Source organism: Pseudoduganella sp. LjRoot289 (assembly GCF_964252925.1).
Lineage (GTDB): Bacteria > Pseudomonadota > Gammaproteobacteria > Burkholderiales > Burkholderiaceae_D > Rugamonas.
In genome coordinates this window covers 98,017-123,381 of sequence record NZ_CAXUPN020000003.1, presented here as the reverse complement: position 1 = coordinate 123,381, position 25,365 = coordinate 98,017, and the positions used below count along the sequence as shown (strand labels likewise).

Annotated in this window: 27 protein-coding genes and 2 riboswitches; of the genes, 2 read left to right on the top strand and 25 right to left on the bottom strand. The window is 64.8% G+C overall.

The window, feature by feature from the left end; genetic code table 11:
• Positions 1-226: 226 nt before the first annotated feature.
• The 14 genes from ACSQ8Y_RS29965 to ACSQ8Y_RS29900 all read right to left on the bottom strand — a co-directional run bounded on the left by ACSQ8Y_RS29965 (position 227) and on the right by ACSQ8Y_RS29900 (position 11,893).
• Positions 227-856 carry an ANTAR domain-containing response regulator gene (locus ACSQ8Y_RS29965; RefSeq protein ID WP_436270232.1) on the bottom strand — a complete coding sequence of 210 codons (630 nt, stop codon included), beginning with the start codon at positions 854-856 and terminating at the stop codon, positions 227-229.
• Positions 857-901: 45 nt separating this feature from the next.
• Positions 902-1,537, bottom strand: coding sequence for a thiamine phosphate synthase (thiE, locus tag ACSQ8Y_RS29960; RefSeq protein WP_436270231.1), 636 nt, complete (start codon positions 1,535-1,537; stop codon positions 902-904).
• 25 nt (positions 1,538-1,562) lie between these two features.
• On the bottom strand, positions 1,563-2,411 hold the full coding sequence (gene thiD / locus ACSQ8Y_RS29955; RefSeq protein ID WP_436270230.1) for a bifunctional hydroxymethylpyrimidine kinase/phosphomethylpyrimidine kinase: 849 nt from the start codon (positions 2,409-2,411) through the stop codon (positions 1,563-1,565).
• Positions 2,408-3,199, bottom strand: coding sequence for a thiazole synthase (locus tag ACSQ8Y_RS29950; protein WP_436270229.1), 792 nt, complete (start codon positions 3,197-3,199; stop codon positions 2,408-2,410). The genes thiD and ACSQ8Y_RS29950 overlap by 4 nt, the downstream gene beginning before the upstream one ends.
• Positions 3,200-3,269: 70 nt before the next feature.
• Positions 3,270-3,485: a sulfur carrier protein ThiS gene (gene thiS / locus ACSQ8Y_RS29945; protein WP_436270228.1), complete on the bottom strand. Its 216-nt coding sequence runs from the start codon at positions 3,483-3,485 to the stop codon at positions 3,270-3,272.
• 3 nt (positions 3,486-3,488) lie between these two features.
• On the bottom strand, positions 3,489-5,369 hold the full coding sequence (gene thiC / locus ACSQ8Y_RS29940; RefSeq protein WP_436270227.1) for a phosphomethylpyrimidine synthase ThiC: 1,881 nt from the start codon (positions 5,367-5,369) through the stop codon (positions 3,489-3,491).
• 94 nt (positions 5,370-5,463) lie between these two features.
• A riboswitch (TPP riboswitch) is annotated at positions 5,464-5,579 on the bottom strand.
• A gap of 70 nt (positions 5,580-5,649) precedes the next feature.
• Positions 5,650-7,227, bottom strand: a complete 1,578-nt coding sequence (locus tag ACSQ8Y_RS29935; RefSeq protein WP_436270226.1) for a M20/M25/M40 family metallo-hydrolase — start codon at positions 7,225-7,227, stop codon at positions 5,650-5,652.
• 125 nt (positions 7,228-7,352) lie between these two features.
• On the bottom strand, positions 7,353-7,763 hold the full coding sequence (locus tag ACSQ8Y_RS29930; RefSeq protein ID WP_436270225.1) for a hypothetical protein: 411 nt from the start codon (positions 7,761-7,763) through the stop codon (positions 7,353-7,355).
• A gap of 124 nt (positions 7,764-7,887) precedes the next feature.
• Positions 7,888-8,307, bottom strand: coding sequence for a hypothetical protein (locus tag ACSQ8Y_RS29925; protein WP_436270224.1), 420 nt, complete (start codon positions 8,305-8,307; stop codon positions 7,888-7,890).
• A 54-nt stretch (positions 8,308-8,361) separates the two neighbouring features.
• Positions 8,362-8,778 carry a hypothetical protein gene (locus tag ACSQ8Y_RS29920; RefSeq protein ID WP_436270223.1) on the bottom strand — a complete coding sequence of 139 codons (417 nt, stop codon included), beginning with the start codon at positions 8,776-8,778 and terminating at the stop codon, positions 8,362-8,364.
• A 52-nt stretch (positions 8,779-8,830) separates the two neighbouring features.
• The gene (locus tag ACSQ8Y_RS29915) at positions 8,831-9,100 is read right to left on the bottom strand and encodes a hypothetical protein (protein ID WP_436270222.1); all 270 of its coding nucleotides are present in this window, start codon (positions 9,098-9,100) and stop codon (positions 8,831-8,833) included.
• A 196-nt stretch (positions 9,101-9,296) separates the two neighbouring features.
• Positions 9,297-10,772, bottom strand: a complete 1,476-nt coding sequence (locus ACSQ8Y_RS29910; protein ID WP_436270221.1) for a DUF4214 domain-containing protein — start codon at positions 10,770-10,772, stop codon at positions 9,297-9,299.
• A 162-nt stretch (positions 10,773-10,934) separates the two neighbouring features.
• Positions 10,935-11,336 carry a hypothetical protein gene (locus ACSQ8Y_RS29905; protein ID WP_436270220.1) on the bottom strand — a complete coding sequence of 134 codons (402 nt, stop codon included), beginning with the start codon at positions 11,334-11,336 and terminating at the stop codon, positions 10,935-10,937.
• A gap of 113 nt (positions 11,337-11,449) precedes the next feature.
• Positions 11,450-11,893: a signal peptide prediction gene (locus tag ACSQ8Y_RS29900; protein ID WP_436270219.1), complete on the bottom strand. Its 444-nt coding sequence runs from the start codon at positions 11,891-11,893 to the stop codon at positions 11,450-11,452.
• Between the two features lie 179 nt (positions 11,894-12,072).
• Here ACSQ8Y_RS29900 and ACSQ8Y_RS29895 point away from each other — a divergent pair, with 179 nt between their 5' ends.
• Entirely contained in the window at positions 12,073-14,871 is a 2,799-nt protein-coding gene (locus ACSQ8Y_RS29895; RefSeq protein ID WP_436270218.1) for a valine--tRNA ligase, read from the top strand.
• 135 nt (positions 14,872-15,006) lie between these two features.
• Positions 15,007-15,453: a DUF2147 domain-containing protein gene (locus ACSQ8Y_RS29890; RefSeq protein WP_436270217.1), complete on the top strand. Its 447-nt coding sequence runs from the start codon at positions 15,007-15,009 to the stop codon at positions 15,451-15,453.
• On the opposite strand, the gene pqqE is transcribed toward ACSQ8Y_RS29890, so the two are convergent.
• The 11 genes from pqqE to ruvA all read right to left on the bottom strand — a co-directional run bounded on the left by pqqE (position 15,454) and on the right by ruvA (position 25,359).
• Positions 15,454-16,638 carry a pyrroloquinoline quinone biosynthesis protein PqqE gene (gene pqqE / locus ACSQ8Y_RS29885; RefSeq protein ID WP_436270216.1) on the bottom strand — a complete coding sequence of 395 codons (1,185 nt, stop codon included), beginning with the start codon at positions 16,636-16,638 and terminating at the stop codon, positions 15,454-15,456.
• A complete protein-coding gene (gene pqqD, locus ACSQ8Y_RS29880; RefSeq protein ID WP_436270215.1) occupies positions 16,610-16,873 on the bottom strand; it encodes a pyrroloquinoline quinone biosynthesis peptide chaperone PqqD in 264 nt (87 codons plus the stop codon). Before pqqD ends, pqqE begins: the two co-directional genes overlap by 29 nt.
• Positions 16,874-16,904: 31 nt before the next feature.
• Positions 16,905-17,621, bottom strand: coding sequence for a pyrroloquinoline-quinone synthase PqqC (pqqC, locus tag ACSQ8Y_RS29875; RefSeq protein WP_436270214.1), 717 nt, complete (start codon positions 17,619-17,621; stop codon positions 16,905-16,907).
• Positions 17,618-18,538: a pyrroloquinoline quinone biosynthesis protein PqqB gene (pqqB, locus tag ACSQ8Y_RS29870; RefSeq protein WP_436270213.1), complete on the bottom strand. Its 921-nt coding sequence runs from the start codon at positions 18,536-18,538 to the stop codon at positions 17,618-17,620. The genes pqqC and pqqB overlap by 4 nt, the downstream gene beginning before the upstream one ends.
• 56 nt (positions 18,539-18,594) lie before the next feature.
• On the bottom strand, positions 18,595-18,669 hold the full coding sequence (gene pqqA, locus ACSQ8Y_RS29865; RefSeq protein ID WP_093552962.1) for a pyrroloquinoline quinone precursor peptide PqqA: 75 nt from the start codon (positions 18,667-18,669) through the stop codon (positions 18,595-18,597).
• 210 nt (positions 18,670-18,879) lie between these two features.
• A complete protein-coding gene (locus tag ACSQ8Y_RS29860) occupies positions 18,880-19,362 on the bottom strand; it encodes a YaiI/YqxD family protein (RefSeq protein WP_436270212.1) in 483 nt (160 codons plus the stop codon).
• 103 nt (positions 19,363-19,465) lie between these two features.
• The gene (locus ACSQ8Y_RS29855; RefSeq protein WP_436270211.1) at positions 19,466-20,809 is read right to left on the bottom strand and encodes a VCBS domain-containing protein; all 1,344 of its coding nucleotides are present in this window, start codon (positions 20,807-20,809) and stop codon (positions 19,466-19,468) included.
• Positions 20,810-20,886: 77 nt separating this feature from the next.
• Positions 20,887-20,961: riboswitch (cyclic di-GMP riboswitch) on the bottom strand.
• A gap of 88 nt (positions 20,962-21,049) precedes the next feature.
• Complete coding sequence (locus ACSQ8Y_RS29850) at positions 21,050-22,681, bottom strand: DUF4214 domain-containing protein (RefSeq protein ID WP_436270210.1); 1,632 nt, start codon at positions 22,679-22,681, stop codon at positions 21,050-21,052.
• A gap of 129 nt (positions 22,682-22,810) precedes the next feature.
• On the bottom strand, positions 22,811-23,602 hold the full coding sequence (locus ACSQ8Y_RS29845; protein WP_436270209.1) for a glutaminyl-peptide cyclotransferase: 792 nt from the start codon (positions 23,600-23,602) through the stop codon (positions 22,811-22,813).
• Positions 23,595-24,650: a Holliday junction branch migration DNA helicase RuvB gene (gene ruvB / locus ACSQ8Y_RS29840; RefSeq protein ID WP_436270208.1), complete on the bottom strand. Its 1,056-nt coding sequence runs from the start codon at positions 24,648-24,650 to the stop codon at positions 23,595-23,597. Before ruvB ends, ACSQ8Y_RS29845 begins: the two co-directional genes overlap by 8 nt.
• Before the next feature lie 130 nt (positions 24,651-24,780).
• Positions 24,781-25,359 carry a Holliday junction branch migration protein RuvA gene (gene ruvA, locus ACSQ8Y_RS29835; protein ID WP_436270207.1) on the bottom strand — a complete coding sequence of 193 codons (579 nt, stop codon included), beginning with the start codon at positions 25,357-25,359 and terminating at the stop codon, positions 24,781-24,783.
• Positions 25,360-25,365: the final 6 nt, after the last annotated feature.

Here is a 25,365-nt window from a genome sequence, read left to right as displayed (position 1 = left end):
CGGCTGCGGATTTTCAGTGTTGTGCAACGCCTGGAGCCGGACGGACGGGCACACGCAGCAAGGCGGCGCGGGATCGGTATGGTTCAGGGTGCAATACTCGGCGGAGCTGGGCCGAAATTCGGATACAGCGGCAGGGAACGGGCGGCTGTAAGGGATAGGCAGCGGGGCGTGTCAGGACCCCGCGCTGATGAAACTAGTTTAACGCATTTCCTGACGGAAGCTATCGTTATTTTTTAAGCCTTGCGTTGAACGCCGCATGCAAACCATTCAATGTTTCCTCGGCGGTCAGCAACTGGTCCGCAATCTCGTTGATCTTGCGGCGGCTGGAACGGGCGTGGTCGCGCAGCACTTCGAACGCGGTGTTGCGGTCGGTCTGGAATTTGCACATCAGCAGGCCGACTGCCAGGCTGGTCTCCCGCCCCGCCGCCAGCGCCGCGTTCAGATTCAGCTCGGTGCGCCGCAGCTGGCGGATCTCGTCGGCGCGCGCCAGGCCCGCTTCGAACGCCGGCATCAGGTGCTGCTCGTCGACCGGCTTCACCACGAAACCGACCGCGCCATAGGCGGCGGCCTGCTTGGCCGCGTCGCTGTCGCCGCGGCCGGACAGGAACATGAAGGGCACCGAGGTGTTGCGGTTGAGCTGCTTGGCCAGTTCCAGGCCGGACATGCCGGGCATGTGGATGTCGAGCAGGGCCATGTCGGGCTCGCGCTCGGCCACCTGTGCCAGGGCCTGGTCGGCGGAGTATGCTTGCACCGTGTCGTAGCCGGCGTGGCGCAGGACTTCGCTCAGAAAGGCGGCAAGCAGCTGGTCGTCGTCGACGATCAAAATCAGGCGCTTCGCCGGGGGGGAGGCATTCATGGTCGCAACCTTGAGCGGGAGATAACGCGACCAATTATAAAGCGCTTAGGCGGCGTTGGAGCTAATTTCTTCGGTCGCGAACAGGGTGTTGAAATCGCGCACGGCCTGGGCCGGGTTCTCACTCATGTACACGCTGCTGACGGCTGCCACCATGTGCGCGCCGCGCGCCACCAGCGGCGCCGCGTTGTGCGGCGTCATGCCGCCGATGACCACGCGCGGCAGCCGGATGTGCTCGCGCGCCTGGTCCAGTATGGACGGCTGGGTAGTGACCGCGTACTGCTTCACGCGCGAGGGATAGAAGCCGCCGAAGGCGACGTAGCTGGCGCCGGCAGCCTGCGCGTCGAGCGCGCGCTGCATGTCGCCGTAGCAGGACGAGCCGATGATGGTATCGGGGCCCAGCTGTGCGCGTACCTGCGCCACCTCGGCGTCGGTGCCGCCCAGGTGGATGCCGTCGGCGCCGAGCAGCAGGCACAGGTCGACATGGTCGTTGATGATGAAGGGCACACTGTAGCGGCGGCACAACGCCAGCAGCGCCGAGCTTTGCTCCATGCGCAGTTCGGGGTTGGCGTCCTTGTGCCGGTACTGCAGCAGGGCCACGCCTTCGGCCAAGGCCTGTTCGCTGACGTCCAGCAGGCGGGAGGTGTCGTCCCAGTTCGGGGTGACGAGGTAGAGTCCTTGCATGGTGCGCTTTCGAATGGGTTGGTATTTAACGTTGCGGAATGCGTTGGCCGGGCGCGATGGCGAAGGCGGAGGCAAGCGCGCGGTGGCTGTAGCCTTGCGCGCGCGACAGGGTTTGCGGCATCGGGTAACCATAGGCCAGCAGGCCGGCGATGGCAGCGGCCAGTGTGCAGCCGCTGCCATGGAACTCGCCCGGCAGCCGCGCCCAGCTCCAGCTCTGCCCCTGGTCCGGGACGGAGCTGAACCAGCGGTTGACGACGGTGTCGCCGCCGTCATGGCCGCCGGTGATCAAGACGTGCTGGCAGCCCCGCGCCAGCAGGGCCTGCGCGGCAAGCTGCGCAGGGTCGTCGCAGGGGCCGTCGGGCGGCGCGGTGAGCGCCAGCGCCTCCGGGCCGTTGGGCGTGATCAGCGTGACCAGCGGCAGCAGCACCGCCAGCGCCTGCACCGCATCGTCGCGCGAGAGCAGGTCGCCGTGGCCGCTGGCCAGCACCGGGTCGAGCACCACCGGCAGCTCGACCGGCACTCCGGGCCGCGCGCGCAACGCGGCGCGCAGCTCGCCGATCACCTGCGCGATCACGCGCGCATTGGCCGCGCTGCCGGGGATGCCGATCTTGACCGCGTCTATCGTCACCCGCGCCATCAGCGCGCGCGCCTGGCGCAGCACGACGTCCGGCTCCACCGGCAGCACTTCGTACACGCGCTCGTTGTCCTGCACCGTCAGCGCGGTGATGACGGGCAGCGCGTGCGCACCCTGGGCGTGGATCGCCAGGATGTCGGCCGCGATGCCTGCGCCGCCGGATGGATCGGCGCCGGAAAACACCAGCACGCAGCGCTGGCGCGGCGCGGGCGCGTCCTTTGCCATCACGGCGGTCATCATGCCATCCGGCCCGCCATCGGCGACGACGGCGATGCCGCGAACTTGCGCGGAATGCGGCCGGCCAGATAGGCCTCGCGGCCCGCCTGCACGCCCAGCTTCATGGCGCGCGCCATACGCACCGGATCCTGCGCGCCGGCGATGGCGGTGTTCATCAATACGCCATCGCAGCCCAGCTCCATCGCGATTGCCGCGTCCGAGGCCGTACCCACGCCGGCATCCACCAGCACCGGCACCGAGGACTGCTCGATGATCAGCGACAGGTTCCACGGATTCAGGATGCCCATGCCGGAACCGATCAGCGAGGCCAGCGGCATCACCGCCACGCAGCCGATGTCCTCCAGCATGCGGGCCTGGATCGGGTCGTCGCTGCAGTAGACCATCACGTCGAAGCCGTCCTTCACCAGCTCCCTGGCCGCCACCAGCGTTTCGGGCATGTTGGGGAACAGCGTCTTCTCGTCGCCCAGCACTTCCAGCTTTACCAGTTTGTGGCCGTTGAGCAGCTCGCGCGCCATCTGCAGCGTGTAGACCGCGTCCTTGGCCGAGTAGCAGCCGGCCGTGTTGGGCAGGATGGTGTACTGCGACGGCGGCAGCACGTCCAGCAGGCTGGGCGCCTTCGGGTCCTGGCCGATGTTCACGCGGCGGATCGCCACGGTGATGATTTCCGCTGCCGCCGCGTCGGTTGCCTCGCGCGTCTGCTGCAGGTCCTTGTATTTTCCGCTGCCGACCAGCAGGCGCGAGTTGTAGCTCTTGCCCGCGATGGTCAGCAAGTCTTCATGTTGGTCACGCATCTTCGTTCTCCTTGTTGTAATTGCACGCGCCGGCCTGGCGGGTTACGCGTTGCACGCTAACCCGCCATGGTCAGCCGCCGCCGATGGCGCGCACGATGTCCACCTTGTCCCGCGCCTGCAGCGTGCGTGCGCTCCAGGCCTGGCGCGGCACCACGCTGCGGTTGACCGCCAGCGCCAGCGCCTGGTGCGCCAGGCCCAGCTCTTCCACCAGGGCCTGCAGGCTGTGCTGCGGCGGCACGCTGCGCGGCTCGCCGTTGAGCTCAATGGCAATTTGCGTCGCGCTCATCGCTCAGGCCTTGCTGTAGAGCTGCGCGCCCTTCTTCACGAACTCCACCGCCTTCTCCTGCATGCCCTTGGCGGCGTAGTCGCGCACTTCCTGCGTGATCTTCATCGAGCAGAAATGCGGGCCGCACATGGAGCAGAAGTGCGCCACCTTGGCGCTGTCTTTCGGCAGCGTCTCGTCATGGAAGGAGCGAGCCTTGTCCGGATCGAGGCCGATGTTGAACTGATCGTCCCAGCGGAACTCGAAGCGCGCCTTGGACAGCGCGTTGTCGCGGATCTGCGCGCCCGGATGGCCTTTCGCCAGGTCGGCAGCGTGCGCCGCGATCTTGTAGGTGATGATGCCGTCCTTGACGTCGTCCTTGTTCGGCAGGCCGAGGTGCTCCTTGGGCGTGACGTAGCACAGCATGGCCGTGCCGTACCAGCCGATCAGCGCGGCGCCGATGCCGGAGGTGATGTGGTCGTAGCCGGGCGCGATGTCGGTGGTCAGCGGTCCCAGCGTGTAGAACGGCGCTTCGCTGCACTGCTCCAGCTGCAGGTCCATATTCTCTTTGATCAGCTGCATCGGCACGTGGCCCGGGCCTTCGATCATCACCTGCACGTCGTGCTTCCAGGCGACCTGGGTCAGCTCGCCCAGGGTTTTCAGCTCGCCCAGCTGGGCCTCGTCGTTGGCGTCGTAGATCGAACCGGGGCGCAGGCCGTCGCCCAGGCTGAAGGACACGTCGTAGGCCTTCATGATTTCGCAAATCTCTTCGAAGTGCGTGTACAGGAACGATTCCTTGTGGTGCGCCAGGCACCACTTGGCCATGATGGAGCCGCCGCGCGAGACGATGCCGGTCAGGCGCTTGGCCGTCATCGGCACGTAGCGCAGCAGCACGCCGGCGTGGATGGTGAAGTAGTCGACGCCCTGCTCCGCCTGTTCGATCAGCGTGTCGCGGAAGATTTCCCAGGTCAGGTCCTCGGCCTTGCCGTTCACCTTCTCCAGCGCCTGGTAGATCGGCACGGTGCCGATCGGCACCGGGCTGTTGCGAATGATCCATTCGCGCGTTTCGTGGATATGCTTGCCGGTCGACAGATCCATCACGTTGTCGCCGCCCCAGCGGATGGCCCAGGTCATCTTTTCCACTTCCTCGCCGATGGACGAGGTGACGGCCGAATTACCGATGTTGGCGTTGATCTTGACCAGGAAATTGCGGCCGATGATCATCGGCTCGACTTCGGGGTGGTTGATGTTGGCCGGGATGATGGCGCGGCCGCGGGCGATTTCGGAGCGCACGAATTCGGGCGTGATCTCGGCCGGGATGGCGGCGCCGTAGTTCTGGCCCGGGTGCTGGCGGCCCATCAGGTCGGCCATGCGTTCGCCCATGGGGCCGGACGCCTTCAGCTCTTCCAGGTACTCGCGGCGGCGCAGGTTCTCGCGGATCGCCACGTATTCCATCTCGGCGGTGATGATGCCCTGGCGCGCGTAGTGCATCTGCGACACGTTGCGGCCCGGCTTGGCGACGCGCGGCTTGCGCGTCAGATTGAAGCGCAGTTCTTCCAGCGCGGCGTCGGCCAGGCGCTCCTTGCCGTAGTCCGAGCTTGGACCGTCCAGTTCTTCGGTGTCGTCGCGCTCCTGTATCCACGGCAGGCGCGGGGTGGACAGGCCGGAGCGGATGTCGATCTGCACGTCCGGGTCGGTATAGGGGCCGGAGGTGTCGTAGACATAGATAGGCGGATTCTTCTCGTGGCCGAACGAGGCCGAGGTGTCGGACTGCGAAATCTCGCGCATGGGAACGCGGATATCAGGACGGCTGCCCTGGACATAGATTTTGCGGGAATTCGGCAGCGGTGCGATGGCGGCGCTGTCCACTTCGGCAGTGGCGGAGAGGAATTTCGAGTTGGCGTTCATTTGGCTCCTTCGTTAGCTACAGGAGCCAGCAAAGGAGGTTCGGCAAACTGGCCGGCACTGCGCGCAACCCTGAGCGCGGGCGCGCGGTGTGGCGGATGGAGGCCTAAAGCTTCCCTTCGCTGGCATTATCCAGATCAGGTTCGGAGGGTATTTCTCACCCGCGCCCCGCCGTTTGATAAACGGCGGCTTGCAGGACCCCTAGCGTGTGCGCCTTTCGGCAGCGGATCGAATTATACATCTCCCGGCAGCCGCAAGGCCACATAGTTACCAACAATACTATTTATTGCGGGCGGTACGTTGCCGTCAGCGTGTAACTGGAGGCCGAGTAGCCGTTCAGCAGCACGTAGACGTCGCCGTTGGCCGCCATGGTGAGCGTGCAGCTTTCCGTGCTGGTCGAGCCATCGGACTTGCAGTCGAAGGTGCTGGTGGTCGGCATGCTGGTTTTACGCACATACAGGTCGGCGTCGCCGCTGCCGGTGGTCGATGCCTTGAAGCTGCCGGCGCCGGCCTTGAACGGCCCGAAGCTGCGCGTCTGGCCACGGGTCAGGCTGCCGCTGAAGGTCTCCACCATGTCCGGCAGCGGCACCACGCCGGGGCCGTCGCTGCCCAGTTCAACCGCGAACGTCAGGCCCAGGCGCGCGAACTTGAGGGCGTGCTCGGCCTGGCTGCCCATGTTGGCGTAGGTGTCGTTGGCGGTGTGGATGTAGGGGTTGTCCTGCGTGAAGGAGGTCTCGAACGGCATCGAGGCCCAGTAGCCGGCGGCGGTCCACGAGGCGTGGTCGGAGCAGCCGTAGCCGCACTTGTCGTACCCTATCGTCAGCGTCGGCTGGTAGGTGGTGATCAGCTTGACGAGGAAGTCGTTCTGCAGGCTGTCGGTGTAGTCCGTGTAGACATAGATGTCGGACGCCGAGCCCTTGTAGTTCGTCATGTCGAGCTGCATCACGCCGACCACGTTGATGTTGTTGTTTTTGTGGTACTGGGCGATTTCCTGCGAACCGCGCAGGCCCACTTCCTCGGCGGCGTAGCCTATCATTTTGATGGTGCGGCGCGGCTTGTAGCCGCTGGCGATCATCACGCGCAGCGCTTCGGTCATGCTGGCGATGCCGGAGGCGTCGTCGTCGGCGCCTGGCGCGCGGGTGGTCTCGCCGGTGCCGCTGCCGTTGATCGAATCGAGGTGGGCGCCCAGCACCACCACTTCGGACGCGTTGTCGGTGCCGTTGATGGTGACGATGACGGACTTCTGCGGATAGGCCGCATGCGTAAACTGGCTTACGCTGATGTCGCTGCGCCCGGTGGCCATCGTGGTCCACTTCTGCTTCAGCCAGTTCGACGCGGCCACGCCGCTGGCGGTGGTGTAGTAGCGGTTGGTGTGGGCCGCCAGGTCGGTAATGGTCTGCGCGATGTTCGAGGCCTGCATTTGCGGCAGCAGCGGGTTGACGACAGTTTGCTGGTCGATCACGTAGGAGGGGCGCGGCACGGCCAGGGAGGCCAGCGTGGCCGCCGGCGACCTGGGCGCCAATGCCGTGATGCCGGCCGCCTCGCTGGCGTGGGCCATGAAACCGCCGCAGCGGTGCAGCTCCCTGTGGACGGCGGCCGACAGCGCCAGCATCTGCTGCTCGCTGACCTCGACCAGATGAACTTTCTCCTGGGCGGCGAATGCGCCGCTGGCGCTCGTCATCAGCGTGGAGCGGCTCTCGCGCGTGACGGCCTGCGGCGCGGACTTCTTCAATTGGGCGTAGGCGGCGTCGCCCACGGTGATCCAGATCGTGCCGGTTTGCGCCAGCACGCTTGCGGAAGCGCCAGCCAGCAATCCGGCTACGATCAATGCGTTGAATCTGGTCGAAATACAAGCTGCCATGTCTGTCTCCAGGGGTCGGTTTTCAGGCGGCCCAAGTTAAACAGTCGCGGCGAGCTAGTCAAAAAAGTTACAAAAATAGACATATTGCCGCGTAAAGTCCCAGACTTAACACGGCTGCGCAGCGGCTATCGCGGCGCGCTCTGATAAATGGTGGCGGCCCACTTGCCGGCATCCCTGCCCGCGCAGGCATAAGTGCCTTCGGCGCTGCCGCCGCGGATCACGCCGTCGTAGGTGCAGCCGCCCGCCGCCGAACCGTTGGCGCGCGTGATCTGCACGCGGTCGCCGAAAATCGAAATGATGATGTTCTGCTCTTCGAGCCGCTGTCCATTGGGATTACGGAAGGCCCCCCGGAAGACCGGCCCGTTCTGCTGCACCCAGTCCCAGGTCCAGCCGCAACACTCGCCGCCGCGCCAATGGCGCCCGCGCAGACCTTCCATGCCGGCCGGCAGATTGGCCTGTTGCGCCACCGCCGCATCCGCCACGCACGCCAACAATGCCAGCGCCGCCAATGCCTTGCCTGTCACCGATCGAGCCATGTTCATCTCCTGTTGTGGGAACTGCCGTAAGCCATTGTAGAAAGCGTTGATTTCCGTTGCAAGCAGCGATCCGAAAAAAAGCCCCGCACACTGGCGGGGCTGGATTCATATCAGCGCGATCCGATCACTTTGCGGCAGGTGCGGCTGCCGCAGCCACAACCGGCGCTGCCACCGGAACGCCTGTTGATTTTTCAGCCGGCTTGGCCGCATCCTTGGCATGCGCCGCCTTTTCCTTCGATTTGTCAGCCTTCTCGTGCGCCTTGGCCTTCTCCACCTTGGCGTCCGCTTTGGCGCTGACCACGTCTTCCTTCGCGCTCGCTACCGCCTTGGTCTCCTTGGCTTCGGCTTTCGCCACTTCCTTGATTTCCTTGGCTTCGGCTTTGGTGACAGCCTTGGCTTCCTTGGCGTCGGCCTTCACCGCTTTGGCTTCGGTCTTGGCTTCGATTTTAGCCGCTGCAGCTGGCGCTGCGGCCGGAGCCGGGGCTTGTGCGAAGGCTGCGGTTGCGAACAGGCCGGCGATCAGGGTAGCGATGGTCTTGGTCATGATGAATTCCTTAATTTTTGATATAAACGGTTTAGTTTGTTTCTTCAGGCAGACTTATTTCTTGACCGGGGCGGCTGGTGCGGCAGCCGCTGCCACTGCTGGCGCGGCGGCTGGCGCGCCAGCGGTTTCCACCGGTTTGACTTCCTTCGCAGCCTTGGCGTGCGACTTGGCCTTCTTCTTCGCCGACTTTTCGTGAGCCTGGGCTTGCTCTACTTTGGCGTCCGCCTTGGCGCTGGCCACGTCCGCCTTGGCACCGGCGACAACCTTGGCTTCCTTCGCGTCGGCTTTCGCTACTTCCTTGTTTTCCTTGGCTTCGGCTTTCACGACTTCCTTGGTTTCCTTGGCTTCGGCTTTCACCGCTTTGGCTTCGGCTTTGGCCGCTGGCACCGGCGATGCGGCGGGAGCCGGGGCTTGGGCGAAGGCTGCGGTAGCGAACAGGCCGGCGATCAGGGTGGCGATGGTCTTGGTCATGATGAATTCCTTTAGATTGATATAAACGGTTTAGTTTGTTTGTTGGTACTAATTACTTCGCTGCCGGGGCGGCTGGTTTTTCCGCGTCCTTGGTGTCTTGGGTTACTGCTTTGACTTCGGCTTTGGCTTCCGTTTTCGCTTCGACTTTCGCTACGGGCGTCGCTGCGGGCGCAGCTACGGGCGTCGCTACGGGCGTCGCTACGGCCACCGCTGCAACTGCTGCGCTGACTGGCACGGTTGCCGGTGCAGCTGGCGTGGAGGTCTGTGCGAACGCAGCGCTGGCGAACAGTCCGGCGATCAGGGTAACGGTTACTTTTCTCATTCTTCAGTCCCTCTTTCCAAGTTTAGGTTCCGTGCACATTTGCCGTGTCACTGAGCAGAAAACGCAGCCGGCGAGCTAGCAGTTGACGAGCTTTACACGTGCTTACAACTTGCGGCATTTGCTTACAGGTCTGTCCAGGTCCAGGCGAAAAAAAATCCCCGCCGAAGCAGGGATCCGTCTGAGGGGCCAGGAGGCGTCAGGCGACCGGCGTGTAAGCGATACCGTTCTGTATCGCCCCGATCACCTGCAGCTGGTTCTCGGCGCTTTCGCTGAAGCTGACCAGCACATCGGCATACGCCATGCCGTTTTTGACGGAGGCGCTCCAGAAGTCGAACCCGCCCTGATCGGGCGCACGGTGCAGCACATTGGCATACAAGCTCGTGACAAAAACGTCGACCGACGGATTGGCGCCATACATGCCCTGAAATTCCGGGCTGCCGATAAAGCTGCCGGCGACATCGCGCATGCTGTTGTTTGCGTCCAGCACGCCGATCCAATAGCTCAGGCCAGCCATATCCGGAGTACGGTTGAACGCGGCCTGATAAACGCGGTAAGCCATGCCGGCGTTGCCGCTGATGTCGAAGGCAAGCGCCGTGTCGGAAAATTGCAGGCGCTCGATGTTGCCGGTCATGTCGACGCCACCGCCCGACGCCGACACATTGAAGCCGACGGCAGTCTTTGCAACCGTGTATCCGGCCCGCGCGCCGCTGTACTTCAGTACATCGAACCCGCTTCCGCCATCGATGCGGTGCGAACCGGACAGCGCCGAGATCACATCGTTGCCGGCCCCTGTGTCCACATGCAGCTGCCCTCCGCCGCCGCCTATCTTGACTGTGTCCTTTCCGGCACCGGCCATGATCCACGCATCCCCGTAGATCTGCGCAGGCAGGTCCACGCTGATGCTGTCGTCGCCGCCAAACAGCGCACTGTCCGCCAACATGTCGGAATCGATTACCGAGGCCGCGCTCAAAGGCGCGGACAGGCCGCTGATGCGCTCATAGCTGCCATCGCGGAATTCCGTGACATAGGAAGCCATGGTGCCGGTCACCGATGAGTGGCTCAGTCCCTGGGCTATGGTCAGCGCATTGCCGCTGATATTGAAGTCGCCGGCGACGGTGGTGGACGAGAGGACTTTATCGGCGCTCAGCACGATTTTCGACACGTTGCCGCTGGTATTGCCGCTCGGATCGGAACTGAGCGAACCGTTGAACTGGATGGCGACGTTGCCGAACTCCTGGTTGTAGTCGGGAGAATAAGCAGGCAGTACCGTGGCTATCCTGGCCGCGGCGGTGGTGGAAGCGGTGCTGACAAGCGACAGCTGGTTGCTGGCATTGACGTCGTATTTGAAGCTGTACAAACCCGCCTCCGCGATCGTCACCACGCCCGCAAGGCGCACTTCGATGCCGGTGGCCGTCGCCGTCCCGCTCTGCGCGCCGGGGTTGGACAGCGCGACGCCGGTAAACACCTCGGACGAGCCGTCGGAAAAATCGAGCCGCAAGGTGCTGCCGAGGAAGCTCCACGAAGCGTAGTAACTAAGCGACTCGTCCACTGCGTGGCTGATCCCGGCGATCGAGTCGAATATCGTCCCTAGCGTGCCATTGCCGTCCGTGCCGCCCAGATTGCCGCCGGCATCCAGCGCAGTTTGCGTAAGCTTGATATCAATGACCGCCATGGTTTCGCCTTATCATAAGAGACTGCCGATGAAATTACTAAATCAATAATTATAGACAGGATCTTAACATGTCCGTACTGCAACTGTATTTTGCTGCCGGGATATGCCGTAAGGACGAAAAAAATCCCCGCCGAGGCGGGGATGCGATCCAGGCGGGGACGATTATTTGGCAGCTGGCGCAGGAGCCACTGCCGGCGCAGCGGCTGGCACAGCGGCGGTTTCCGCCGGCTTGACTTCCTTCGCGGCCTTGGTGTGCGCCTTGGCCTTGGTTTTCGCCGACTTCTCGTGCGCCTTGGCTTTCTCTACTTTGGCGTCCGCCTTGGCGCTTGCCACGTCAGCGTGGGCGCCGGCGACGGCCTTGGCTTCCTTGCCTTCCGCCTTCACCACTTCCTTGTTTTCCTTGGCTTCGGCTTTTACCACTTCCTTGGTTTCCTTGGCTTCGGCTTTCACCGCCTTGGCTTCGGCTTTGGCCGCTGGCACTGGCGATGCGGCGGGAGCCGGGGTCTGGGCGAAAGCTGCGGTTGCGAACAGGCCGGCGATCAGGGTAGCGATGGTCTTGGTCATGATGTATTTCCTTTAAAATGATATAAACGGTTTCGGTTTCCGGTGCACAATTGCCGTGTCACTGAGGAGGAAACGCGGCCCGGGACAGACCAGTTGACCATCCTTACACGCGCTTACAACTTGCTGTATTTGCTTACAGCTTGCGCAACTTCCCTGGCCCGCGCCTGCACTTCGAAACGGTTGTCGACATACAGGCGGCGGCCGCGCAGCAGCTGCCACAGGCTTTCCAGCGGATAGGCGGCAAAGAACAGCAGGCCCCACCGCTCGTACTGCCGCACATGCTCATGCTCGTGCACACGCAGGCGGTCGAGCTCCGCCCGGCTGGTGGCGATGACGGAGTGCCCGAATGTGATGGCGTTGAACGGCAAGGCCCGCAACAAGCGCCCCGGGTCCCGCTCGGCAAGCGCGATTTCGATCACGCCCTCCACGACGCGCGCCCGGGCGCCGGACAGCAAGGCCGGCGCGGCGCATGCCAGGCCCACCGCCGTGCAGGGCGCGGCCCAGGCGTAGCGCAGGAATCGGGCGACGGACAATTGCGTGACAGATGGTGGCGGCATGGCTGAATCCTAGCATCGCCGCGCTTCCGCACGCTCCCGTCACGGTTCCAGCACCTGAGCCGTTGCACAGATGGCATCGATATATTGTGAAAAAATTGTGCACTGCGGCGCCGGCGGCATGCGCAGGCGGCATTGCCCCCTTATAATGGCTGTTTTCGCATACAACACAGCCCAACACCATGGAATTAGCCAAGTCTTTCGAGCCCGCCGACATAGAACAGTTCTGGCGCAGCGAGTGGGAGAAGCGCGGTTACTACGCCGCCTCCCTCGATCTGTCCAAACCTTCCTTCAGCATCCAGCTGCCGCCGCCGAACGTGACCGGCACCCTGCACATGGGCCACGCGTTCAACCAGACCATCATGGACGGCCTGACGCGCTACCACCGCATGCTGGGCCATAACACGGCCTGGATCCCTGGCACCGACCACGCCGGCATCGCCACCCAGATCGTGGTGGAGCGCCAGCTGGACGCGCAGAAAGTATCGCGCCACGACCTGGGCCGCGAGAAGTTCGTCGAAAAAGTCTGGGAGTGGAAAGAGAAATCCGGCTCCACCATCACCGGCCAGATGCGCCGCATGGGCACCTCGCCCGACTGGGCCCGCGAATACTTCACGATGGACGAGCCGCGCTCGCAAGTGGTGTCCGACGTGTTCGTGCGCCTGTTCGAGCAGGGCCTGATCTACCGCGGCAAGCGCCTGGTGAACTGGGACCCGGTGCTGGGCACCGCCGTGTCGGACCTGGAAGTGGTGTCGGAAGAAGAAGACGGCTCCATGTGGTACATCAAGTACCCGCTGGCCGACGGCAGCGGTTCGCTGACCGTGGCCACCACCCGTCCTGAAACCATGCTGGGCGACGTCGCCGTGGCGGTGGACCCGACCGATGAGCGCTACGAGGCGCTGGTGGGCAAGATGCTGAAGCTGCCGCTGAGCGACCGTGAAATTCCGGTCATCGCCGACAGCTATGTCGACAAGGCCTTCGGCACCGGCTGCGTGAAGATCACGCCCGCGCACGACATGAACGACTACGCCGTCGGCCAGCGCCACAAGCTGGAAATGATCACCATCATGACGCTGGACGCGAAAATCAACGAAAACGCGCCGGCTGCCTACCAGGGCATGGACCGGTTCGCCGCCCGCAAGCAGATCGTGGCCGACCTGGACGCGCAAGGCCTGCTGGAGCAGGTCAAGCCGCACAAGCTGATGGTGCCGCGCGGCGACCGCACCGGCGTCGTCATCGAACCGATGCTGACCGACCAGTGGTTCGTCGCCATGAGCAAGCCGGCGCCGGAAGGCACCTTCAACCCGGGCAAGTCGATCGCCGAAGTGGCGCTGGAAAAAGTCGCCTCCGGCGAAGTCAAGTTCGTGCCCGAAAACTGGAGCAGCACCTACAACCAGTGGCTCAACAACATCCAGGACTGGTGCATTTCGCGCCAGCTGTGGTGGGGCCACCAGATCCCGGCCTGGTACGACGAGCAGGGCAACATCTTCGTCGCCAAGACCGAAGCCGAAGCGGTGGCCAAGCAGCAGGCGGCTGGCAGCACTGGCCCGCTGCGCCGCGACAGCGACGTGCTCGACACCTGGTTCTCGTCGGCGCTGGTGCCCTTCTCCACCCTCGGCTGGCCCGAGGAAACGCCGGACCTGAAGGCCTTCCTGCCGTCGTCGGTGCTGGTGACCGGCTTCGACATCATCTTCTTCTGGGTCGCGCGCATGGTCATGATGACCGCGCACTTCACCGGCAAGGTCCCGTTCAACACCGTGTACGTGCACGGCCTGGTGCGCGATTCGCAGGGCCAGAAAATGTCCAAGTCCAAGGGCAACACGCTGGACCCGATCGACCTGATCGACGGCATCGGCATCGACGAGTTGGTGGAGAAACGCACCACCGGCCTGATGAACCCGAAAGCGGCCGAGAAGATCGCCAAGGCCACGCGCAAGGAGTTCCCGGAAGGGATCGCCGCCTACGGCACCGACGCGGTGCGCTTCACGATGGCGTCCTACGCCTCGCTGGGCCGCAACATCAACTTCGACCTGGGCCGCTGCGAAGGCTACCGCAACTTCAGCAACAAGCTGTGGAACGCCACCCGCTTCGTCATGATGAACACCGAGGGCAAGGACTGCAGCTCCAGCGTTGCCGACCTGTCGCAGGCGGACAAGTGGATCATCTCGCTGCTGCAGAAGGCCGAGGCCGACGTGGTCAAGGGCTTCGAAGACTACCGCTTCGACAACATCGCCAGCACCATCTACAAGTTCGTCTGGGACGAGTACTGCGACTGGTACCTGGAACTGGCCAAGGTCCAGGTCCAGAACGGCACCGAAGGCCAGCAGCGCGCCACCCGCCACACCTTGCTGCGCGTGCTGGAAGTGGTGCTGCGCATGGCGCACCCCATCATTCCCTTCGTGACCGAGGAACTGTGGCAGGCCGTCGCGCCGCTGGCCGGCAAGGACAGCGCAGGCAAATCCATCATGACCCAGCAGTACCCGCTGCCCAACCCGGCCAACATCGACGAGGCGGCCGAAGCCTGGATGGGCGAGCTGAAGACGCTGATCGACGCCACCCGCAATCTGCGCGGCGAAATGAAGCTGGCGCCGTCGCTGCGCGTGCCGCTGGTCGTGGAGGCATCCTCGCCGTCCGACAAGGAACGCCTGGCCGTATTCGCGCCCTACATCCAGGCGCTGGGCAAGCTGGCCGACGTGTCCGTCGTCGACGCGCTGCCCGAAACGACCGCCGCCGTCTCCATCGTCGGCACCACCAAGCTGATGCTGAAAGTGGAAATCGACGTGGCGGCCGAGCGCGAGCGCCTGTCCAAGGAAATCGCCCGCATCGACGGCGAGATCGCCAAGGCCAGCACCAAGCTGTCCAGCGAAAGCTTCGTGGCGCGCGCCCCGGCCGCTGTTGTTGCGCAGGAGAAGGAGCGCCTGGCCAATTTCAGCGCCACCATCGAAAAGATGCGCGAACAGCTGGCCAAGCTGCCCGCCTGAGTTTCCCGCACCCCGAAAAGCCGGCACGCGCCGGCTTTTTTTTCGTCCGGGCAATAACCGAACGACTACTCTATTTTTTCGCGCCGGCAGTGCGCTACACTCGTAGGACAAAAAACAACTCTGGAGACAAACCGTATGAAAAACTGGATTAAAGCGGGCGCCCTGGCCGCCGCCGTCATCATGTCGCCCGCCTGGGCGCAAGACGCCACGCCGGTCGGCCTGTGGAAAAACATCGACGACGCGACCGGCAAACCGAAGGCGCTGATCCGCATCACCGAAAGCAACGGCGTGCTGCAAGGCAAAATCGAGAAGCTGTTCCGCGCGCCCGAGCAGGAACAGAACCCGAAATGCGACAAATGCACGGACGCGCGCAAGGACCAGCCCCTGGTCGGCCTGATGATGCTGTCCGGCCTGAAGAAGGACGGCGACGAATACAACGGCGGCGAGATCCTCGATCCGGAAAACGGCAAGATCTACAAGAGCAAGATGGAACTGGCCGACGGCGGCAAGAAGCTGAAAGTGCGCGGCTACATCGGCGTACCGATGCTGGGCCGTTCGCAGACCTGGGTGCGCCAGGAGTAATCAGCTCTCCCCGGACAGCCGCAGCGAATTCGCGTCGCTGCGGAACACCAGCGGCTGCAGCGACCCGGCAGCCTGCGCGCGGTGGGCGTGCACCACGATTTCCTTCAGCTCGCCGTGCCGCGGCGACTTGGCGCAGACCGGGTCCGCCGCGGCAGCGTCGCCGGCCAGCGCCAGCGCCTGGCAGCGGCAACCGCCGAAGTCCTTGTGCTTGTCCTCGCAGCTGCGGCACGGCTCCTGCATCCACGCATCGCCCCTGAACTTGTTGAACGCCGCGCTGTCGTACCAGATGTCGCGCAGGCTGTGCTGCGTCACATGCGGGAACTCCAGGCCGGGGATGCTGCGCGCCGCATGGCAGGGCAACGCCGCGCCGTCCGCCGCCACCGCCATGAACATGGCACCCCAGCCATTCACGCAGGCCTTGGGCCGGCCCTCGAAATAGTCCGGCACCACGAACAGGATGCGCAGGCGCTTGCCGACGCGTTCGCGGTAGCTGCTCACCACCTGCTCCGCCCTGCGCAGCTGCGCCTGCGTCGGCATGAGCTGCGCGCGGTTGACCAGGCCCCAGCCGTAATACTGCGTGTTGGCCAGCTCCAGGTATTCCGCGCCCATCTCCAGCGCCATGTCGATGATGCGGTCCACATGGTCCAGGTTGTAGCGGTGCAGCACCACGTTCAACACCATCGGATAGTCGAAGCGCTTGATCAGCGCCGCCACGCGCGACTTCAGCTCGTAGGTGCGGGTGCTGCTGAGGAAGTCGTTCATCTCGCGCGTGGAGTCCTGGAACGAGAGCTGGATGTGGTCCAGACCCGCCTCCGACAGGCGCCGCAGCCGCTCCTCGGTCAGGCCGATGCCGGAGGTGATCAGGTTGGTGTAGAAACCCAGCCGGCGCCCTTCGGCCACCAGCAGTTCGAGGTCATCGCGCAGCAGCGGTTCGCCGCCGGAGAAGCCCAGTTGCGCCGCACCCAGCGCGCGTCCCTGGCGCAGCACGTCCAGCCATTCGTCGGTGCTCAGCTCCTTGCGCCTGCTGGCGTAGTCGACCGGGTTGTAGCAGAACGCGCAGTGCAAAGGGCAGCGGTAGGTAAGCTCGGCCAGCAACCACAGGGGTGGCGCGACGGGAGGCGCGGGCCGCGCCTCGCTGGCCTGCCGGAGGGCGGCGTCAGACAAGCCAGCCCCGCTGCCGCGCATCGGCCACGAAGGCCTGCACGTCCGCATCCAGGCCGCTGGCGTTGAAGGCCTGCTCCAGCTGCGCGACGATGTCCGGCAGCGCGCTGCGGCCGTCGCAGCGCTTGAGGATTTCAGCGGCGCTGCCGTTCAGCTTGACCATGCCCTCCGGGTACAGCAGCACGTACGCCAGCTGCGCTTGCTCCCACTGCAGCCGGAACAGGCGCGAAAGCCTGGGAGCCGCGGTCGTCGTTTCCATATTTCCCCCACTTGTTGATAGCCTTGCCTGGCTAGCCATAGGCCCGGTCGATCGCATCCATCATCGACCACAGCACATCGAGTTTGAATTGCAAAATGCCCAGCGCCCGCTCCTGCTGTTCACGCGTGACAAAGTGGGCCAGCGTCACCTCCAGGCCGTGCTCCACGTCGCGCTCGGCCAGCGAGATGCGGCTGCGGAAATAGTGCAGGCCGGCCGGATCGATCCAGGGATAGTTGGCCGGCCAGCTGGCCAGCCTGTCCTGGTGGATCCTGGGCGCGAACATCTCGGTCAGCGACGAACACACACCCTCCTGCCATGGCGCCCGGCGCGCGAAGTTGACATAGCCGTCCACAGCGAAGCGCACGCCGGGCAGCACGTGCTGCAGCGACCACAACTCCGCGCGCGGAATGCCGACCGCCATCCCGAGCCGGGTCCAGGCTTCGATACCGCCTTCGTTCTCCCCGCTGCCGTCGTGGTCCAGGATGCGCAGCAGCCAGCGCCGGCGCGTCTCGCGCTCCGGGCAGTTGGCCAGGATGGCGGCGTCCTTCTGCGGAATGCGGATCTGGTAATAGAAGCGGTTGGCGACCCAGCCGCGTATCTGCGCCGGCGTCAGGCTGCCTTCCTGCATCCGCACGTTGAAGCCGTGGTGGATGTGGTAATACTGTTCCTTGGCCAGCAGCTGCGCGTGGAAAGTGGCCTTGTCCCAGCGTGGCTGGCAGCCGATTGCCGCTCTCGACATCACGTTCATAATGCGATCTCCATGCCGTCGTACGCCAGCTCGACGCCGTGCCGCAGCAGCGTGGCGTGCTGCGGCGAGTCCTCATCGAGTATGGGGTTGGTGTTGTTGATGTGGATCAGGATCTTGCGGCCGGCCGGCATGCCGTCCAGCACCTCCAGCATGCCGCCGGCGCCGGACTGCGGCAGATGGCCCATGGCGACGGCCGGCTTGCCGGAAAACCCGAGGCTGATCATTTCGTCCTCGGTCCAGAAAGTGCCGTCGACCAGAAGGCAGTCCGCCTCGCGCATGGCGGCCGCCGTCGGCGGTGCGATGGCGCCCAGGCCGGGCGCATAAAACAGCTTCTTGCCGGTGATCAGGTCGTGCGCCAGCAAGCCGATGTTGTCGCCCGCCGCGGGATGGTCGCGGTGCGGCGAATACGGCGGCGCCTTGCTCTCCAGCGGTATCGCCGTGAAGCGGATCCCGTCGAGCAGCGGCACGGTGAAGCTGACGCGATCGCCGCCGGCCACAGCCAGCTCGTGCCATTGCACGCCGCAGTAGTGCGACAGCACCTTCGCCAGCGGGTAGCCGGCCAGCAGGTCTTGCCGCACGGAAGCGCTGCAGTACAACGGAATCTGTCTGCCCTCGCGCAGCATCATCAGGCCGGTGACGTGGTCGACCTGGGCGTCCATCAGCAGCACGGCAGCGATGCCGCTGTCGCGCGCGGCGCGGGCAGGCTGCAATGCCGGCGTGGCGCGAATCTGGGTGAGTATATCGGGCGATGCGTTGACCAGCAGCCAGTCATTGCCGTTGCTTGAAATCGCGATCGAGGACTGGGTGCGGGCGCGGCCTCGGATGGCGCCTTTGCGCAGGCCGTTGCAATTGCGGCAGTTGCAGTTCCACTGGGGATAGCCGCCGCCCGCCGCGGAGCCGAGTACGATGATTTTCATTGTGTGCCCGTTCGGGTGCGGCGGCCGGCCGAGGGGGAGGCCGGCCGCCGCATCCCTTAGCGATTGAAAACGTACAGCGTGATTTCAAAACCGAAACGGAAGTCGATAAACTCGGGTTTGCTCCATTGCATGACAGTCTCCTTGAGGTTGGTAGTGGTGTGAAGGTCCGGGAGGGTTCCCGACGTTCACAACCATCTACGCAACTTCCATGCCGAGCCTTGCAGCATGGAGGAGCAGCGCCGGCTTGAGCGGCACTGTGTCGAAACGGAACAATAGCCATGTGACAGCTGTGCCAACTGTCACATGCCGGGCGCGCGCGGCGCGATGAGGTGGAACTGCAATTACGCCGGGTCGGTGCGGGGACCGCGCAAGCTGGCGGCCTTCACCTTGGCCAGGTGGCGGTCGAGCTGGTTGGCGAAGTTCTGGCGGTCGGCCTGGTTGAACGGCGCCGGGCCGCCGGTGTCGACGCCGCCGCTGCGCAGCTCCTCCATGAAGGCGCGCATGGTCAGCATCTGGGCGATGTTGTCGCTGGTGTAGAACTCGCCGCGCGGATTGAGCGCCAGGCCGCCCTTTTTCAGCACGTCCGACGCCAGCGGGATATCGCCGGTGACGACCAGGTCGCCCGGCGCCAGCAGGCGCACGATTTCCTGGTCCGCCACATCGGCGCCGGACGGCACTTGCACCGCGCGCACGAAACGCGACGGCGGCACCCGCATCAGCTGGTTTGCCACCAGCGTCACCTGCATCTGCGTGCGCTCCGCCACCCGGTACAAAATTTCCTTGATCACTGCCGGACAAGCGTCCGCATCCACCCAGATCTGCATGCTTCCCCCATCTACGATGGGCGTCAGTATAGCCGCGATACCGCTTGGCGGCTTGCTGCCTGGCGGATAGCCCTGGCGCCCTGGCGCGCCGGGGCGATGGCGCTTACAGGTTGGTGGCGTGCACCTGGGCGTCGGTCAGGCCGGCGTAGCCGATCAGCACGACTTCGAAGGACGAGGTGTTGTGGCCCTTCGTGATCTCGAAGCCGACGATGGAGTCGATCTTGCCGTCATTGTCGGTGTCGCCAAAGCTGATACCGGTCTTTTGCATGTTGTTGGCATAGACCAGTTCGTCGTTACTGTCGAAGCCGGTGAAGATCTGGCGGCCGTTCACTGCTTGCTGGCCGTTGGTGACGCGGAAGGTATCGGCCGGGTTGACCGGATCGGACACTGGCGTGGAATGCGCCGCTTCGTTGGTGCCCATCACGCTGACGGTGATGGTTTCGCTGCTGCCGTCGACCGACGCGACGACCAGGCTGTCGCTCACGGTCTCATTGTTGTGCAGCGCCTGCACGTTGGCGGCGTCGTTGTTCAGGGTGTAGGTCCACGCGCCACTGGCCGCGTCGAAACTGAAGTTGCCGTAGGTGCCGGCCAGCGCCGCGCTGTCCACAGCCTGGAAGGCCGCTTCGCCAGCGTCGCGGTCAGCGACGGTGACGGTGCCGCCAGCCTGCAGCGTGCCGTCTTCGGACACCGCGCCGGCAGTCTGGCCGCCCAGCACGGCGGTGTCGTTGGCGCCGATGAACTCGAAGCTCAGGGTTTGTGCCGCTTGGGCGCCGAATTCGTCGGTCACGGTGACGTTGTAGTTGGCACTGGCGTGTTCGCCAGCCTTGAGCGCGTCCAGCATGGCCGCTACGCCTTCGAAACTGTAGGCGCCGGTGGCGGCGTCCAGGGTCAGGGAGCCCAGGGCGCTGGCGCCGCTGAAGGCGAAGGCCAGCGAGGCACCGTGGTCGGCGTCGGACGCGGCCAGCAGGCCGGACGCGCCGACGGGACCGGCGGCGGCGGCGTCGTCATGGAAGACGGCAGCGGCCACGCTGGCCAGGACAGGCGCGTCATTGGCGCCGGCGATCTGCACCGTGGCGACCGCGGTGCTCAGCGCGCCGTTGCCCATCTGGACGGTGTAGGTGAAGGTATCGGTGAAGGTCTCGCCTTGCGCCAGGCTTTGCAGGTTCAAGCCGCTGGCGTCGTAATGCACAGTGCCGTCGGTGTTGATCGAAATGACGGCGCCGCTGGCCGATACCGCGCTGGCGGTGGCAGCCAGTTGCGTGCCTGCGGCCAGAGTCGTGGTGTTCTGCTGCAGGGAGTACAGCTTGGCGGCGCCGGGATCGTTGCCCAGCACGGCCAGGTTGGCCACGCTGCCGTCTTCGCTCAAGCCAGTGGCCGCCGCGCTAAACAGGTCGTCTTTTGCCGCGCCGGTGAGGATAGCGACTTTCTGAGTGGTCTTTGCAGCCATGTAGTACTCCTATGAGCGGACACGCGTCGTGCCCCGGTATTGTGATTTGGTGATGCTGCCATCCGCAGCATTTCCCCCAACGCAACCCGGCCATCTCAAGGAGATCCGTAGCTTTCCGACCCCGCATCGCTGCGGGAGTGGCTAGACGTAATTATAACGATATTTTCGCAAAAGAAACCAAAATTATAAATAAACAATGAAACTTTCTTTTTTACAACACACTCCCAGCTGGCGGCATCATCAATAAGGAACGTAGGCGATGCCGTTCTGTATGGCGCCGATCACCTGCGCGACATTTTCGGGACTCTCGCTGAAATCGACCAGCAACTGGCTGCGGGCCACGCCCGCGCCGAGCGCGTGGACCCAGAAGTCGAAACCAGCCTGCTCCGGCTCGCGGTGCAGCACGTTCTGGTAAAGCTCGGCGACGAATTCCGTGGCCGAGGGATTGCTGCCGTACAGCCCGGCATACTCCGGGCTGCCCAGGAAGGACGCGGCCACGTCGCGCAGCGCGACCCCGCCGTCCATGGCGTGGATCCAGAAGCCGAGGCCGGGCAGGTCCGGCGCGCGGTCGAATGCGGCCTGGTACAAGCGGTAGGCCTGGCCGGCGTTGCCGTCGGTGTCGAATGCGATGTTGTGTCCGCCCAACATCAGGCGCTGCTCGCCGAACTGCAGCCCGACGCCCTCGTCGCCGAAATAGAATGCAGTCTGGGCCGCGTCGCCCAGATCCTGCTGCTGCCCGTTGACCAGGAAGGCCCCGACCGCGTACGGCATGTTGCCGGAGGTCGCCTGCGGCGCCAAGGTCAGCGCCAGGAAAGCGCCCGCCGCCGCGCCATTGGCGGCGCTGCCGGAAATGGTCAGCACGCCCATACCGCCGTTTTCATCGCTGCTGACCACCAGGCCCTCCATGCTGCCCCCGACCAGTTCGGCGCCGACGAAATGGGCGACCGCCGGATCATAATGGAGCTGGAAACTGATCGCATTGCCGCCGTCCGTCCACGCCTGCGACGCGACCGACAGCACCACGTTGCCACCGGTATAGGCCGAGGCCACGCTCGCCGTTGCCGCACTCGGCGTGCCGCCCGTCACCTCGAAACCGGTGGCCAAGCCCAACGCGGCGAGCTGGGCCGCGCTGTATTCGGTGCTGTTGCCGCTCTGGTCGGTCACCACGGCAGACAGCAAGTGGTAGGCGCCGGTACCGGTCGAGGCGGACAGTTGGCCGCTGTAGGCCGAGCTTTCACGCGTGCCGTCCCAGAAGGTGTCGGCGCCGCCGGCCATCAGGCCGCCGACCGACACCGTCGCGCCGGTGGTCGAGTCAAGCTGGAGATTGCGGTCGAAATAGAGCTCGACGCCGGCCACGCCGCTGCCGCCCGCGTCCTGCGCCTGCGCGGAGAAAACGATGGCGCCGGCGCCATTGCTCAGATCCACGGTGCCCGGCAGTGTCAGGCCGGTCAGCACCGGCGCGCTGGTGTCGGCCACCCCGCCGCTCACGGTGACGGCCGTGTTCTGGCCCATGGCGATCAAATCGCTCTCGTAGTAGTGGCGCGCGTTGCCGGCCTGGTCGATCACCTCCACGTCGTACACACGGTAGACGCCGTTAGGCGTGGCCGTACTGAGCGGCAACACCGCGCTGGCCACGGTCGGTGTAGCGTCGCCGAACACGTCGGCGCCGCCCGGCAGGCCGACCACGACCGCGCCCGTCGGCCCGAGCGGCGAAACCGGCGACTGCTGCAGCCAGACGCGCGCCATGCGCATGCCGGAGCCGTACGTTTCGTCGCGCGCATCCACCCGGAACGCCAGGTCGGCCTGGCCCAGGCTGAGGTCGATGGTGGCGGGGAGTTTGAAACTGGTCAGGCGGGGTGCGATGGTGTCCATGACTGCGGAGCTCCGGTGGGTTGATTGGTTGCCGTACGGCAATTCAATCAGGCTACCACCGGCATATCGGAACAATCAATGCCACGCGCGCGGCTAACCGGCAGTACGTTGACCGCCGGTTCACAGCTGTTATTTTTTTGGCTTGAGTTCGATTTCGAACAACTTGGGCCACAGCTTGCCGGTGACGAACAGGCGCCGTTTGGCGCTGTCATAGGCGATGCCGTTGAGGACGTTGTCGCCGCCCGGCTCGACGCCGGCCTTGGCGGCCAGGCCCGTCAAATCGATCCAGCCGACCACGCGGCCGCTGAAGGGATCGATGCGGGCGATCTTGTCGGTTTGCCAGATGTTGGCGTAGATCTGCCCTTCCACCCACTCCAGCTCGTTAATCTGCGTGACCGGCTCGCCGTCGGCGGTGACGCGGATGCGGCGCGTCTGCTGCATGGTCTTCGGGTCCAGCACGCGGATAGTGGCGCTGCCATCGCTCATGTAGATACGCTCGCCGTCGGTGGCCAGCGCCCAGCCTTCGCCGGGGTAGGAGAAAGTCTGCTTGAGCTGCAGGGTCTCGCTGTCGAACACGAAGCCTGTCTGGCTGGTCCAAGTCAGGCCGATGATGACGTTGCCGATCGCCGTAATGCCTTCGCCGAAGAACTGCTGCGGAATGTCTGTCTTTAACAACACCTTGCCGGTTTCCAGCGCCACCTTGCGCACCGAGGAGCGGCCGTTCAGCCCGGTGCTTTCGTACAGGATGCCGTCGCGGAACAGCAAGCCCTGCGTGAAAGCCTGCGCGTCGTGCGGATAGCTGCGCTTGATGTCGTAGCCGTAGACCGGCACAGCGGCGTGGGCCACTGCGGATATGGCCGGCATTGCGCCAGCCAGCGCCAGCGCGGCCAGCTTGGGAAGAAAACGCGTCACGTCAGACATCCCACAGCTCCCCGTTCGGATTGGTGCGCGGCGGCGTGACGCCGAAGTGCTGGTAGGCCGCCGCCGTGGCCACCCGGCCGCGCGGCGTGCGCTGCAGATAGCCTTGCTGGATCAGATACGGTTCCAGCACATCCTCGATGGTGTCGGCCGCTTCGCCGATGGCAGCGGCCAGGTTGCCGATACCCACCGGGCCGCCGGCGAATTTGAACAGCACCGCCTCCAGCAGCTTGCGGTCCATCACGTCGAAACCGACGGTGTCCACGTCCAGCATGACCAGCGCGGCGGCGGCGACATCCCTCGTGATGTCGCCGTTGCCCTTCACTTCCGCGTAGTCGCGCACGCGGCGCAGCAGGCGGTTGGCGATGCGCGGCGTGCCGCGCGCGCGGCGCGCGATTTCGGCCGCCCCGTCCGGATCCATCTTCGCCTTCAGCAGCGCGGCGCTGCGGATGACGATCCTGGTCAGCTCGGGCACGGTGTAGAACTCCAGCCGCGCGACGATGCCGAAGCGGTCGCGCAGCGGGTTGGTCAGCATGCCGGCACGCGTGGTGGCGCCGACCAGCGTGAACGGCTGCAGGTCCAGCTTGACGGAACGTGCCGCCGGCCCCTCGCCTATCATGATGTCGATCTGGTAGTCTTCCAGCGCCGGGTACAGGATTTCCTCGACCACCGGCGACAGGCGGTGGATCTCGTCGATGAACAGCACGTCGTTCGCTTCCAGGTTGGTCAGGATGGCGGCCAGGTCGCCCGGACGCTCCAGCACCGGGCCTGAGGTCTGGCGCAGGTTCACGCCCATCTCGCGCGCGATGATGTTGGCCAGGGTGGTCTTGCCCAGGCCGGGCGGGCCGAACAGCAAGGTGTGGTCCAGCGCTTCCTTGCGGCCGCGCGCGGCGGCGATGAAGATCTCCAGCTGGTCGCGGATCTTGGACTGCCCGACATATTCATCGAGATGCTTGGGCCGCAGCGCGCGTTCTATCGCCTCTTCATTCGGCGACGACGGCGCGGCGTCGATGATGCGCTGCTCTGTGAAATTGTCGGTCTGGATACTCATTGTTCAATTACCGGTAGATGGACCCATTGTCATTCCCGCGCAAGCGGGAATCCATACACGGCATCGGGTAGCTCGCGGCGTATGGGTTCCCGCGGGGGCGCCGAGCCCTGCGCGGGAACGACATGCTAACTTAACCTTTAGAGAGCGCCTTCAGCGCCTGCTTGATGCCGTCCGACACGCCGGCTCCGGCGGGTACGGTCTTCAGCGCCAGCAGCGCTTCCTTGTCAGAATACCCCAAAGCGATGAGCGCGTTCAGGATGTCCGACTGCGCGTCGTGCACCGGGTGCGCGTGGCCGGCGCCGAGGTCCGCGCCCAGCTTGCCTTTCAGTTCCAGCAGCAGGCGTTCGGCGGTCTTCTTGCCGATGCCGGGCACTTTCACCAGGCGGCCCGATTCCTGCAGCGTGACCGCCTGCGCCAGGTCGGGTATCGTCATGCCGGACAGGATGGACAGCGCGGTGCGCGCGCCGACGCCGCTGATCTTGATCAGCTGGCGGAACACGGCGCGCTCCTCCGCGTTGCCAAAGCCGAACAGCAGGTGCGCGTCCTCGCGGATGGCCTGGTGGGTGAACAGCACCACCTTCTCGCCCACGCCGGGCAGGTTGTAGAAGGTGCTCATGGGCACGTCGACTTCATAGCCTACGCCTTGCACGTCCACCAGCAGTTGCGGCGGATTTTTTTCAAGCAGGATGCCGGAGAGACGTCCGATCATGTGTGA